This window comes from Streptomyces sp. NPDC000348, assembly GCF_042898795.1.
Lineage (GTDB): Bacteria > Actinomycetota > Actinomycetes > Streptomycetales > Streptomycetaceae > Streptomyces.
The window spans coordinates 47,778-60,192 of record NZ_JBIAZD010000006.1; the positions used below are offsets into that span (position 1 = coordinate 47,778).

10 protein-coding genes and 1 pseudogene are annotated in these 12,415 nt (G+C 73.8%); 8 read left to right on the forward strand and 3 right to left on the reverse strand.

Features of this window, described 5'->3' with window-relative positions:
- Positions 1–43: 43 nt before the first annotated feature.
- Complete coding sequence (locus ACFY3N_RS14040) at positions 44–1,234, reverse strand: zinc-dependent alcohol dehydrogenase (protein ID WP_390816912.1); 1,191 nt, start codon at positions 1,232–1,234, stop codon at positions 44–46.
- Positions 1,235–1,444: 210 nt separating this feature from the next.
- Between ACFY3N_RS14040 and ACFY3N_RS14045 the strand changes: the two genes are divergently transcribed.
- The gene (locus ACFY3N_RS14045) at positions 1,445–2,443 is read left to right on the forward strand and encodes a DUF3048 domain-containing protein (RefSeq protein WP_390816913.1); all 999 of its coding nucleotides are present in this window, start codon (positions 1,445–1,447) and stop codon (positions 2,441–2,443) included.
- An 18-nt stretch (positions 2,444–2,461) separates the two neighbouring features.
- On the opposite strand, the gene ACFY3N_RS14050 is transcribed toward ACFY3N_RS14045, so the two are convergent.
- Entirely contained in the window at positions 2,462–2,926 is a 465-nt protein-coding gene (locus ACFY3N_RS14050; RefSeq protein ID WP_390816914.1) for a MarR family winged helix-turn-helix transcriptional regulator, read from the reverse strand.
- A 206-nt stretch (positions 2,927–3,132) separates the two neighbouring features.
- Here ACFY3N_RS14050 and ACFY3N_RS14055 point away from each other — a divergent pair, with 206 nt between their 5' ends.
- Genes ACFY3N_RS14055 through pcaD form a run of 6 tightly spaced genes read left to right on the forward strand, consistent with a single transcriptional unit; the run spans position 3,133 to position 8,390 of the window.
- Positions 3,133–3,888, forward strand: a complete 756-nt coding sequence (locus tag ACFY3N_RS14055) for a CoA transferase subunit A (RefSeq protein ID WP_390816915.1) — start codon at positions 3,133–3,135, stop codon at positions 3,886–3,888.
- On the forward strand, positions 3,888–4,532 hold the full coding sequence (locus ACFY3N_RS14060) for a CoA transferase subunit B (protein WP_390816916.1): 645 nt from the start codon (positions 3,888–3,890) through the stop codon (positions 4,530–4,532). The genes ACFY3N_RS14055 and ACFY3N_RS14060 overlap by 1 nt, the downstream gene beginning before the upstream one ends.
- Positions 4,529–5,308: a protocatechuate 3,4-dioxygenase subunit beta gene (gene pcaH / locus ACFY3N_RS14065; RefSeq protein ID WP_390816917.1), complete on the forward strand. Its 780-nt coding sequence runs from the start codon at positions 4,529–4,531 to the stop codon at positions 5,306–5,308. Before ACFY3N_RS14060 ends, pcaH begins: the two co-directional genes overlap by 4 nt.
- 6 nt (positions 5,309–5,314) lie before the next feature.
- Entirely contained in the window at positions 5,315–5,920 is a 606-nt protein-coding gene (pcaG, locus tag ACFY3N_RS14070) for a protocatechuate 3,4-dioxygenase subunit alpha (protein ID WP_390816918.1), read from the forward strand.
- On the forward strand, positions 5,917–7,248 hold the full coding sequence (gene pcaB, locus ACFY3N_RS14075) for a 3-carboxy-cis,cis-muconate cycloisomerase (RefSeq protein WP_390816919.1): 1,332 nt from the start codon (positions 5,917–5,919) through the stop codon (positions 7,246–7,248). Before pcaG ends, pcaB begins: the two co-directional genes overlap by 4 nt.
- A complete protein-coding gene (gene pcaD / locus ACFY3N_RS14080; protein WP_390816920.1) occupies positions 7,245–8,390 on the forward strand; it encodes a 3-oxoadipate enol-lactonase in 1,146 nt (381 codons plus the stop codon). The genes pcaB and pcaD overlap by 4 nt, the downstream gene beginning before the upstream one ends.
- Here the strand turns inward: pcaD and ACFY3N_RS14085 are convergent.
- Positions 8,387–11,066, reverse strand: a pseudogene (locus tag ACFY3N_RS14085) (ATP-binding protein). The gene pcaD and the pseudogene ACFY3N_RS14085 overlap by 4 nt on opposite strands.
- Positions 11,067–11,328: 262 nt before the next feature.
- On the opposite strand from ACFY3N_RS14085, the gene ACFY3N_RS14090 reads away from it, so the two are divergent.
- The gene (locus ACFY3N_RS14090) at positions 11,329–12,324 is read left to right on the forward strand and encodes a DUF2510 domain-containing protein (protein WP_390816921.1); all 996 of its coding nucleotides are present in this window, start codon (positions 11,329–11,331) and stop codon (positions 12,322–12,324) included.
- Positions 12,325–12,415: the final 91 nt, after the last annotated feature.

The window sequence follows — 12,415 nt, forward strand, 5'->3', positions numbered from 1 at the left end:
GCCGGGGTTCCCGGCCTCCCGCCCCGTCACGGCAAGCCGTGGGTCAGGGCTGCATCAGCACCTTGACCGCGCCGTCGCGCTTGTTCTGGAACATCGCGTAGGCCTCCGGGCCCTCGGCGAGCGGCACGCGGTGGGTGGCGAAGTCGTCGACGCCGAGCGGGTCCTCGTCGGTGAGGTAGGGGATGATCTCGTCGGTCCAGCGGCGTACGTTCGCCTGGCCCATGCGCATCTGGATCTGCTTGTCGAACAGGGTGAGCATGGGCATCGGGTCGGCCATGCCGCCGTAGACGCCGCTGATCGAGATGGTGCCGCCGCGGCGCACCAGTTCGATGGCGGTGTGCAGGGCGGCGAGCCGGTCGACGCTGAAGCGTTCCGCCATCGGGCCGCTGAGCTTGCGGGGCAGCAGCGCCGAGGCGTTCTGCACCATGCGGGCCGCCGCGCTGCCGTGCGCCTCGGTGCCGACGGCGTCGATCACGGCGTCGGGGCCGCGGCCGTCGGTCTGGTCGCGGATGGCGGCGACGAGTTCCTTCTCGTTGTCGAAGGAGCGCAGGTCGAAGGTCTCCACGCCCCGCTCGCGCGCCCGGTTCAGCCGCTCGGGGACCAGGTCCACGCCGAACACCCGTCCGGCGCCCTTGACCTGGGCGACCCGGCAGGCCATGTCGCCGATGGGGCCGAGCCCGAGCACGGCGACGCTGCCGCCCTGCGGGACGCCCGCGTAGGCGACCGCCTGCCAGGCGGTGGGCAGCACGTCGGAGAGGTAGACGAACCGGTCGTCGGACGGCCCTTCGGGCACCTTGATCGGGCCGTACTGGGCCTGCGGGACGCGCAGGTACTCGGCCTGGGCTCCCGGTACCGCGCCGTACAGCCGGGTGTAACCGAACAGGGCCGCGCCCATGTTCTCGGCGCTGACCTGGGTGGTCTCGCACTGGGTGGGCAGTCCGGTCAGGCACATCCAGCAGTTGCCGCAGGCGATCTGGAACGGCACCACGACCCGGTCGCCGACCTGGAGGTCGGGCACCGCCGCACCGACCTCCTCGACGATGCCCATCGGCTCGTGGCCGAGGATGTCGCCCGGGGTCATGAACGGGGTGAGGACCTCGTACAGATGCAGATCGGATCCGCACAGTCCGGTGGAGGTGATGCGGATGATCGCGTCCGTCGGCTCCTCGATCCGGGGATCGGGCACGTTCTCCACCCTCACGTCCCGTTTTCCCTGCCAGGTCAGTGCCTTCATCGCCGCCCGCTCCCTCCGTGGTGGCCGGTGTGTCGCTCATGCGGTGGGCGTCCGGGTACCCGAGCGGCCGTGCGCCGAACCGCCGATCGCCGAACCGGTCACTGAGCCGATCGGCGGAAGCCGCCGCGCGGAAGCGCCTCCGATCGGCGATGGCCAGCAACTATCAGAAAAGCGCACAATGAAGACAACGGATGACGCGAGGCGGGCGCGGTGGCGACGGTGAGCACGGAGCGAAGGGCGCGCCGACGGCGCGGCACCGGGGCGAGGGTGCTGGTGGCCGCGTTGCTGGCGGCCGGACTGGCGGCGGGCTGCACGGTGTCGCAGGGGCCGCGCGACGACGGGCGCGGATCGTCCCGGGAGTCACCGGCCCAGTCCGGGGAGACCCGGCGGGAGAGCCCTCCGGTGCTCGCCGTGAAGATCGACAACGCCCGCGCCGCCCGGCCGCAGACGGGCCTGGACGCCGCCGACGTGGTGTACGCCGAGCAGGTGGAGGGCGGGCTGAGCCGGCTGATGGCGGTGTACGCCGGCCGGCTCCCCGACTCCGTCGGACCGGTGCGCAGCGCCCGGGAGTCCGATCTGGAGCTGCTGCGCCAGTTCGACCGGCCGGTGCTGGCCTTCTCCGGCGCACAGGGCAAGCTGCTGCCCCTGATCGACCGGGCGCCGCTGGAGGCGGTGACCCCCGAGTCGGCGCCCGGTGCCTTCACCCGGGGCACGGACCGGTCCGCCCCGCACAACCTGTACCTGCGGCCGGGGCGGCTGATGGACGCTCCGCCCGGCGAGGCCGCCCTGACCACCGGCTTCCGCTTCGGTCCGCCGCCCGCGGACGGCAAGCCCGAGGACGAGGTCACCGTGCGCCAGCCGGCGGCCCGCTTCACCTTCACCTGGTCCGGCGACCGCGACCGCTGGCTGGTCTCGATGGACGGCGCCCCGGCGCTCACCGCGGACGGCGAACGGCTGGCGCCCGCGACGGTCGTCGTGCAGTACGTGACCGTGCGCCGCTCCGCGTTCCGGGACTCCCTCGGCAACCACACCCCGTACACCGAGACGGTGGGCTCCGGGGAGGCCACCGTGCTGCGCGGCGGACACGCGTACGAGGCGCGCTGGGACCGTCCGGCCGCGCGGGACGGCACCTCGTTCACCACCGAGGAGGGCGGGCGGATGAACTTCGCGCCCGGCCAGGTGTGGGTGGTGTACGCGCAGACGGCCTGACCGGCCCCGCCGGTCCGGTCAGCGCGGGGCGGACGGGGAGGGGGCGGGATCGCGCAGCCCCTCGGCGGCGTCCGCCACCCGCCGGATCAGGTCGATGAAGAGCGCCTGTTCACCGGCGTCGAGCGGGGCCAGGAAGACCTGGTTCATCCGCGCGGTGCGCACCGTCAGCCTGCGGTGTGTGCGCACGCCGTCGTCGGTGAGGCGCAGCAGGAAGCGGCGGCCGTCCTGCGGGTCGCGGACCTTGTCCAGCAGCCCGCGCCGGATGAGCCGGCCGATCACCTCGGCGATGGTGGAGCGGTCGAGTCCGACCCGCTCCCCCACGGTGCGCTGGTCCAGGCCCGGCTCGGCGACGAGCGCGTTGAGGACCGCGAACTGCGGCGAGGTGATCTCCTCGGAGACCATCGTGTTCCACAGCAGGTAGTGCGCCTGCTGGAGCCGCCGGGCGAGGTGCCCGGGATGGGTGGTGAGGTCCACCGCGGCCATGTACGCTCCCCAGTCGTTTCGTTTGTGTACTGAACAATACCCGTACATGCACACTCTCGCCGTGCCCTAGTGTGCCGTTCGATGCGGAACTGACCAGGGTATTGACGCTCCGACCTCCTCGATGGCAGCGTGAGCCCGACCTCGCGTAAATAATCAGTGCCCTGACTAACTCGGTCGGGTCGCCCGGAAAGGACGGGATCCCTCGGATGGACAAGGTGGTCGCCTCGGCTGCGGAGGCGGTGGCTGACGTGCCGGACGGCGCGTCCCTGGCGGTGGGCGGATTCGGCCTCAGCGGTGTGCCGGACGTGCTGATCCGGGCGCTGTACGAGCGCGGGGTCGGCTCTTTGAGCGTCGTCTCGAACAACTGCGGGGCGATGGAGTCCGGGCTCGCGGTGCTGCTGGCGGCGGGCCGGATCGCCCGGGTGACCGGTTCCTACATCGGCGCGAACAAGGAGTTCGCCCGGCAGTACCTGGCCGGTGAGCTGGAGGTGGAGCTGATCCCGCAGGGCACGCTCGCGGAGCGGCTGCGGGCCGGGGGCGCCGGCATCCCGGCGTTCTACACCCCGGCCGGGGTGGGTACGCAGGTCGCCGAGGGCGGACTGCCCTGGCGCTACGACGGCTCCGGCGGGGTGGCGCTGGCCTCGCCCGCGAAGGAGGTCCGGGAGTTCGACGGCACGGAGTACGTGCTGGAGCGCGGCATCCGCACCGACTACGCGCTGGTGCGGGCGGCGAAGGGCGACCGGCACGGCAACCTGGTGTTCAGCAAGTCCTCCCGCAACTTCAACCCCCTCGCCGCGATGGCGGGCAAGGTCACGGTCGCCGAGGTCGAGGAGCTCGTCGAGCCCGGCGCGATCGAGCCGGACGCGGTGCACCTGCCGGGGATCTTCGTGCAGCGGGTCGTCGCCCTCACCCCCGGGCAGGCGCAGGACAAGAAGATCGAGAAGCGGACGGTGAGCTCCTGATGGCCTGGACACGGGAAGAGATGGCGGCCCGCGCGGCCCGCGAACTCCGGGACGGCCAGTACGTCAACCTGGGCATCGGCCTGCCGACGCTGATCCCGAACCACCTCCCGGCGGACGTGGAGGTGGTCCTGGAGTCGGAGAACGGCATCCTGGGCACCGGCCCCTACCCCACCGAGGAGCAGGTCGACCCGGACCTGATCAACGCGGGCAAGGAGACCGTCACGGTCCTGCCGGGCGCCTCCTTCTTCGACTCGGCGCTGTCGTTCGGGATGATCCGCGGCGGGCACATCGACGTCGCCGTGCTCGGCGCGATGCAGGTGTCGCAGACCGGTGACCTGGCCAACTGGGCGATACCCGGCAAGATGATCACCGGCATCGGCGGCGCGATGGACCTGGTCCACGGCGCCCGCACGGTCATCGTCGTCATGACGCACACCGCCAAGGACGGCAGCCCGAAGATCGTCGCCGAGTGCGCGCTGCCGCTGACCGGCAAGGCGTGCGTGGACCGGATCATCACCGACCTCGGCGTCCTCGACGTCACCGGCGACGGACTCGTCCTCGTCGAAACCGCTCCCGGCGTGACCGCCCGGGAGATCACCGCCAAGACCGGAGCCGAACTCACCCTCGGGGAGGGCCTGTCGTGACCCACGCACTCACTCAAGCAGACATCGACCGGGAGATCGCGGCCGAGCACGCCGCGTACGAGAAGCGGGTCGCCGACGGCGCGCCCGTCGAGCACCAGCCGCGCCGCGACTACGCGCCGTACCGCTCCTCGGTGCTGCGCCACCCGAAGCAGCCGCCGGTCGCCATCGACGTCACCAAGGACCCCGAGCTGGTGGAGCTGTCCTCCCCCGCGTTCGGGGAGCGGGACATCACCGAGATCGACAACGACCTCACCCGGCAGCACACCGGTGAGCCGATCGGCGAGCGCATCACCGTCTCCGGCCGGCTGCTGGACCGCGACGGGCGCCCGGTCCGCGGCCAGCTCATCGAGATCTGGCAGGCCAACTCGGCGGGCCGCTACGCCCATCAGCGCGAACAGCACGACGCCCCGCTGGACCCGAACTTCACCGGCGTGGGCCGCACCCTCAGCGACGACGAGGGCCGCTACCACTTCACCACCGTCCAGCCGGGCCCGTACCCCTGGCGCCAGCACCTCAACGCCTGGCGGCCCGCCCACATCCACTTCTCGGTCTTCGGCTCGGCGTTCACCCAGCGGCTGGTGACGCAGATGTACTTCCCCAGCGATCCGCTCTTCCCGTACGACCCGATCATCCAGTCGGTGACGGACGACGCCGCGCGGCAGCGGCTGATCGCGACGTACGACCACAGCCTGTCGGTGCCGGAGTTCTCGATGGGCTACCACTGGGACATCGTGCTGGACGGACCGCGGGCCACCTGGATGGAAGAGGGGCGCTGACCCACCATGACGAAGATCGACACCACTCGTCCGGAGACCGTGCTGCCCACCCCGTCGCACACGGTCGGCCCCTTCTACGGCCACGCCCTGCCCTTCCCCGGCGGCGGCGACATCGCGCCCGTCGGCCACCCGGACGCCATCGCCCTCCAGGGGTACGTGTACGACGGCAACGGCGACCCGCTGCCGGACGCCTTCGTGGAGCTGTGGGGCCCGGACCCGGACGGCAACGTGCCCCGGGTCGACGGCTCCATGCGGCGCGACCCGGCGACGGGCGGCTTCCTCGGCCGCAACGGCGTGGAGTTCACCGGCTTCGGCCGGATCCAGACCGACGCGAACGGCCACTGGTACGCCCGTACGCTGCGCCCCGGAGCGCGCGGGGGGAACGCGCCGTACCTCAGCGTGTGCGTGTTCGCGCGGGGGCTGCTGGTGCACCTGTTCACCCGGATCTACCTGCCGGGCGACGAGGCGGCGCTGGCGGCGGACCCGCTGCTGTCCCGGCTCGACGCCGGGCGGCGCGACACGCTGGTGGCGAGGGACCAGGGCGACGGCACGTACCGTTTCGACATCCGCCTCCAGGGCGAGGGCGAGACGGTCTTCCTGGAGTTCCGGTGACACCGGCCGACACCGGCACCGGCCTGCTCGCCCCCGGGTGGGCCGGTTCCCCGGCCGCCGCCGGGACGGCGGACGCGGCGTTCCTGCGCGCGCTGCTCGACGCGGAGGCCGCGCTGACGCGCGCCCAGGCGGCGCTGGGGCTCGCCCCGGCGACGGCGGCGACGGCGGTGACGGCGGCGGCCGACCCGGCCGGTTTCGACGTCGCGTCCCTCGCCGAGCGGGCGCGGGGCGGCGGCAATCCGGTGATCCCGCTGGTCGCGGAGCTGACCCGGGCGGCCGGCGCGGAGCACGGCCCGTACGTGCACCGGGGCGCGACCAGCCAGGACATCATGGACACCGCGATGATGCTGGTCGCCCACCGCGCGCTGGGCCCGGTCCTCGCCGACCTCGACCGTTGCCGGCGGGCCCTGGCCCGGCTGGCCGCCGAGCACCGTGACACGCCGATGCCGGGCCGGACACTGACCCAGCACGCCGTACCGACGACGTTCGGGCTGAAGGCTGCCGGGTGGCGGTCGCTGGTGCTGGACGCGCGGGACCGGGTGACGGCGGTACGCGGCTCGCTGCCCGCCCAGCTCGGCGGTGCGGCCGGGACGCTGGCGGCCTTCTCCGCGTACGGAGCCGAGGACGCCACCGCGCTGCCGGGCGCGTACGCCCGTGAACTCGGCCTCGCCGAACCCCTGTTGCCCTGGCACACGCTCCGCACGCCGGTCGCCGATCTCGCCGGCTGTCTCGCCTTCGCCGCCGGCGCGCTGGGCAAGCTCGCGGCGGACGTCCTCACCCTCTCGCGCACGGAGATCGCCGAGGTCTCCGAGGGGAGCGGCGGCGGCTCCTCGGCCATGCCGCACAAGGCGAACCCGGTGCGCTCGACGCTGATCGCGGCCGCCGCCCGGCGCGCACCGCAGCTCGCGGCGACGCTGTACGGCTCGCTGGTGGCCGAGGACGAGCGGCCGGCCGGTGCCTGGCACGCCGAATGGGAACCGCTCAGGGACCTGCTCCGGCTGGTGGGCGGCGCCGCCCGGGACGCGGCCGAACTGACCGAGGGGCTGCGGGTGCACCCGGAGGCCATGGACGCACACCTCCGGCTCACCCACGGACTGATCGTCTCCGAGCGGCTCTCCGCCGAGCTGGCGCCGGTCCTCGGTCGTGCCCGCGCGAAGGAGCTGCTCACCGGGCTGGCCCGGCGGGCGTACCAGGAGGGGCGCGACCTCGGCGAACTGCTCGCCGCCGAACCCGGGTTGGAGGAGTTCGACGTCTCCTCCCTCGTCGACCCCGCCCACTACACCGGTTCCGCCGGGACCCTCACCGACCTTGCTCTGGAGCGACGTTGACCGACCGACTTCTCCACTACGCCGAAGAAGGGCCCGCTTCCGCTCCCCCGCTGCTGCTCGGCCCCTCGCTCGGCACCTCGTACGCCCTGTGGGACGAGGTGGCGCCCGAGCTGTCGGCCGCGCACCGCGTGGTCCGCTGGGACCTGCCGGGGCACGGCGGTTCGGCGGCGGGGCTGATCGGTCCCGGTGCGACCGTCGGCGACCTCGCCGGCCTGGTGCTCACGCTCGCCGACGCGCTCGGCGTCGAGCGGTTCGCGTACGCGGGCGTCTCGCTGGGCGGTGCGGTGGGGCTGCACCTGGCCGTGCACCATCCGGACCGGCTGTCGTCGCTGGCCGTGATCTGTTCCTCGGCCCACTTCAACGGCGCCGAGCCGTGGCGGGAGCGGGCGGCACGGGTGCGCGGCGAAGGGCTCGCCGGCCTCGCGGAGGGCGCGGACGCCCGGTGGTTCACCCCCGGGTTCACCGTGCCGGGGCTGGTCCGGGACCACCGGGAGGCCGACCCGGAGGCGTACGCCGCCTGCTGTGACGCGCTGGCCGCGTTCGACCTGCGGGACCGGCTGGCGGAGGTGTCCGTGCCGACGCTGCTGGTGGCCGGCCGGCAGGACCCGGCGACGCCGCCCGAGCATCTGCGGGAGATCGCGGACGCGGTGCCGGACGCCACGCTCGTGGAGATCCCGGGCGCCTCGCACCTGGCACCGGCACAGCGCCCCGAGGCGGTGCTGACCGCGTTGCGGGCGCACTTCGACGGGACCGCCCGGCGCGGCATGGAGGTACGCCGGGAGGTGCTGGGCGACCCGCACGTGGACCGGGCGCAGGCCCGGCAGACGCCGTTCACGGCCCGCTTCCAGGACTTCATCTCACGCTACGCCTGGGGCGAGATCTGGACCGACCCGACCCTCACCCGCCGCGAACGCAGCATGATCACGCTCACGGCGCTGGTCGCACACGGCCACTACGACGAGCTCGCCATGCACGTCCGCGCGGCGCGCCGAGGCGGGCTCACCCCCGAGGAGATCGGGGCGGTGCTGCTCCAGACGGCCGTGTACTGCGGGGTCCCGGCGGCCAACTCGGCGTTCGCGACGGCCCAGCGGGTGCTGGCGGAGGAGGAGGAGCCGGGGGACGTCCTCGACGACAGGGCCTAGCGCGGTCCCACGCCCGTTCCGAGCTCCTCCGCGGCCCGCTCCGCCAGGCCGTCCGCGCCGCAGGAGCGGGCCAGGGCGAGGCCGCGTTCGAGGTCGGGGACGGAGCGGGCGAGGATGCCGTACTCGACGCGGGCCACCGCGTGTTCGTACTGGCAGGGGGAGGACTCCAGGTAGGCGACCGCCCGGGCGGCGAGGCGGACCGCGCGCCGGCCGGTCTCCAGGGCGGCGGCGACGCGCAGGGCCTCTCCTATGGCGGTGTCGGTGCCGAAGCGTTCGGCCTGCCGGCGGACGTCGACGGCGAGCCGGGCGGCGCGGGCGGGGTCCTCGGTCGCGAGGGCGCGGGCGAGGTCGGCGGCCCAGAAGACGTGCACCGGATTGTGGTGGCCGCGCGCGGCAGCCGCCTTCTGGGCCGCCTCCAGTTCGTTGACGCCCTCCTGGACGCGGCCGACGGCGAGCAGCAGCCGGCCGCGCACGGAACGCGGGTCGGGCAGCACGATGGTGGACGGGTAGGGCGGTGCGAAGTCGTGCCGTTCGGCCACGTCCCAGGCCTCGTCGACATGACCGCGCGAGCAGGGTGTCGACGAGGTTGCAGGTCGCCGTCCAGTACAGGGGCAGTCCGCGGCCGACGCGTTCGGCCAGGCGCAGGGACTCGCGCAGTGACGCCTCCGCCGCCTCCAGCCGGCCCCGCCTGCGGTGGCCGAGTCCCACGTAGGCGTGGGCCAGGGCCAGGTGGCCGCCGCTCCAGCCCGCCGTGTCGTAGGCGTGCAGGGCCTCGTTGTAGAGGCTTTCGGCGCGGTCGAGGCGGTCGGTGTAGGCGTAGGCGTCGGCCAGCATCAGCAGCAGCTCGACGCCCCACTCGGAGTCGGTCCAGCCGAGACCGGGGGCGAGGCGGCCGTTGACGAGGGCGCGGTCGCAGATCTCGACGATCTCCTCGGCGTTCTCGCCGCGCATCATGGCGTCGAAGCCGCGCACGATGAGCAGCGCGCGTTCGGAGTTGTCCCGGCCGGTGCAGGTGGCGGCGAGTTCGGCCAGCCGTTCGGAGCGGTCGGGGGAGGCGGCCTCGCCGGCGTGGATGCCCTCCCACATGAACTGCACGGTCCGCAGCCGCATCTGCGCGGGGCCGGGTTCCAGCCGGGCGGCCTCCGCCTCGACGGTGCGGACGGCCTCCTCCATCTGGTTGTTGTGCAGCAGTGCCTGGGAGAGGCGGACCACCGCGTCCACCCGCCGGTCGCCGTCGAGGCCGGGCATGCCGAGGGCGGCCCGCAGCTGGCCGATGGTGCGGGCGGGCGCGGTGAGGAAGGTGGCGCAACCCAGTTCGTAGAGGACCTGCGCGTGCACCTCGGGGCGGGGCGGTTCCTCCAGGGCGCGTTCCAGACAGCGGCGGGCGGCGTCCGGGGCGCCGACGGCGAGGTGTTCGCGGGCGGCCTCGCGCAGCTGCCAGACGAGTTCCTGGTCGTCGTCCGGGTGCACCTCGAGGAGGTGGCGGGCCGCCGCGGCGGCGCCGCGTCCGGAGTCGGTGACGATCCGGGCGGCTATGCCGTGCATGGCGCGGCGCAGCGCGTCGGGGATGGAGTTGTAGACGGCGGTGGCGATCAGGGGGTGGACGAACTCGAAGTCGGCGGGGGCGGTGCGGCCCGTGGTGGACGGGTCGGGGGCGGTGAGGATGCGGGCGCTGCGCAGGAGTTCGGCGCAGCGGGCGGCGTCGTCGGCGTCCAGGGTGGCGAGCCGGGCCACCAGGTCGACGGTGATGTCGTTGCCGAGGATGGCGGCGGCCCAGGCGAACCGGGTGGCGTCTATGCCGAGTTGTTCCAGGCGGGCGACGAGTCCGCCGCCGCGGGCGGAGCGGTTCAGGTCGCGCAGTTCGCCGGCGTGGGCCTCGACGGGGTCGATCTCGCTGTCCTGGACCTTGGCGAGGAGTTCGACGGTCTCGTAGGGGTTGCCGCCGGTCACGGCCCAGACCTCGCGGCAGAACGCGGCGTCGGCGTTCTCGCCCAGGGTGGCGCGGGTGAGTCCGGCCGTGGCCTCCGGGGTGAGGGCGCTGAGGGTGGTGACGGGCCGGCCGGCGGCGACGGCGTCCAGGTGCCGGGCGCTCACTCCGGAGATCTCGCCGGGCCGGCGGGCGACCACGACGAGGACGGACAGGTCCGCCAGGCGTTCGGCGAAGGAGGCGAGCCAGTGCAGGGTCTCCTGGTCGGCCCAGTGCGCGTCGTCGATCAGCAGGACCAGCGGCCAGTCCCGGCGCGCCAGCCGGCGCACGGCGGCGACCAGCCCCTCGCACACGCCCTGCGGGTCGGCGTGCCGCTCACCGGGGTCGGCTATGCCGAGGGCGGGGCCGGCGATGTCGTACCAGTCGCCGAGGTACTCGCGTGCCTCCTCCGGCAGCATCGACACCAGCGCGGGCTGGAGGAGCTGGCGCACGACGTTGAAGGGGACGGAGCCCAAGGTCTCGCCGCCGCGGGCCGACCACACCGTGCAGCCGCGCTGTTCGGCGATGCGGCGGGTCTCGGCCAGCAGTGCGGTCTTGCCGAGTCCGGCCTCGCCCCGGAGCACCAGCAGGCTGCCCGGTGAGGAGCGGTCCGCGCACAAGGTGTCCACGGCCCGTGCGATCGCGGCGACTTCCTCGTCGCGCTCCCACAGAGCGGCCGAGGGGACGGCCGGGGGCCGTACCTCCGTCATCCCGCTACCTCCCCGAGTCGCCCGAATGACGTACAGACCTCGAGCGTAGTCCTCCTGCCCTCCGAGCGGTGCCCGCTCGCGCCACGTGTTGCCGTGACGGGTGACACGGTCGCGGGGAGTCGACCCGCGCCACCCCTCACCAGGGGTCCTGATGGTCAACTGCTGTCAAGGGGAGGGGAGATGGAAATCGCCGGGCGGTCCGCGCGGGAGTGTGACGGGGCTCTCTCATCCGGCTTTCACCGAGGCCTCATACGGTGGGGGCATGACGCAGGTGACTCCTCCCGGGTGGTACCCCGACCCCGGGCAGACGAATGAGGGGCCGGCCACCGAGCGCTGGTGGGACGGCAAGGCCTGGACGGAGCAGGTCCGTCCGGTGGCGCCGGCCGCCGCCTGGGGTCCCCCGGCGCCGAGCGGCGCGGGCGGGCCGGCGTATCCGGCCTACCCGGCGTATCCCGCTCCGGCGCCGCCCGGGCGGGGACGGCGGGTGCGCAACGGGATAGCCGTGGCGGTGGCCGCCGCCGTCCTGGCGAGCATCGGTGTGGGTGTGTACGCGCTGGCGGACGACGGCGGGGACGGCGGCGCCGCGGCCTCGCAGGGGCCGGGCGGACGGGACGGCGGGCCGTTCGGCGACCCGGACGGACGGGACGGGGGCTCCGGCGGGTCGGGCGGGGACTCCGGTGGTTCCGGCGGCGAGGAGCCCGCGCCGGACGGGTCCGAGGCGCCGCGGGTGGAGAGCGGGTCGGTGACCGACGGACTGAGCGGGATCAGCCTGCCCATCCCGGACGGCTGGTACGGCCAGGAGCTCCAGGTGGGCGCCTCGGTGACGTCGGAGGACTCGTACGACTGCCCCGGCGACACCTCCAAGACCTGCACCAAGGGCGGTGCGTACTCGGCGCCGGCCCTGGCGTTCGGCATCAAGGGCTCCACCGCCGAGGAGGTCGCCAAGGCGGACATCTCCGCCAACGCCGAGGAGAGCTACGGCGGTGAGGCCTACGGGAAGATCACCTCGCACGACGTCCTCGCGTCCAGGGCCGTGACCGTGGCCGGGCAGAAGGGCTATCTGGTGCGCTGGAAGGCGGTGACCAGCAAGGGCTCCGACGGGTACGTCCAGTCGCTGGCCTTCCCGTCCCCCGCGCAGCCGCAGCAGATCGTCGTGGTCCGCTTCGGGGTGGACACCGATCAGAAGCAGGCCGTGCTCGACGAGATCACCGAGGGCATCGAGGTGTCGTCGGGCGGCGGCAACGGCCAGGACGTCTGACACCCGCACCGTGACGGCCGGGTGGGGCACCCCTCCGCTCAAGAGGTGTCCCACCCGGCCGGGGTGGGCGCCGCCCCCGTCCCCACGGTGC

Coding starts and splice junctions, on each gene's coding strand:
- ACFY3N_RS14060 (WP_390816916.1), top strand. CDS start 3,888: ATGGCCTGGACACGGGAAGAGATGGCGGCCCGCGCGGCCCGCGAACTC.
- ACFY3N_RS14055 (WP_390816915.1), top strand. CDS start 3,133: ATGGACAAGGTGGTCGCCTCGGCTGCGGAGGCGGTGGCTGACGTGCCG.
- ACFY3N_RS14040 (WP_390816912.1), bottom strand. CDS start 1,234: ATGAAGGCACTGACCTGGCAGGGAAAACGGGACGTGAGGGTGGAGAAC.
- ACFY3N_RS14050 (WP_390816914.1), bottom strand. CDS start 2,926: ATGGCCGCGGTGGACCTCACCACCCATCCCGGGCACCTCGCCCGGCGG.
- pcaG (WP_390816918.1), top strand. CDS start 5,315: ATGACGAAGATCGACACCACTCGTCCGGAGACCGTGCTGCCCACCCCG.
- ACFY3N_RS14090 (WP_390816921.1), top strand. CDS start 11,329: ATGACGCAGGTGACTCCTCCCGGGTGGTACCCCGACCCCGGGCAGACG.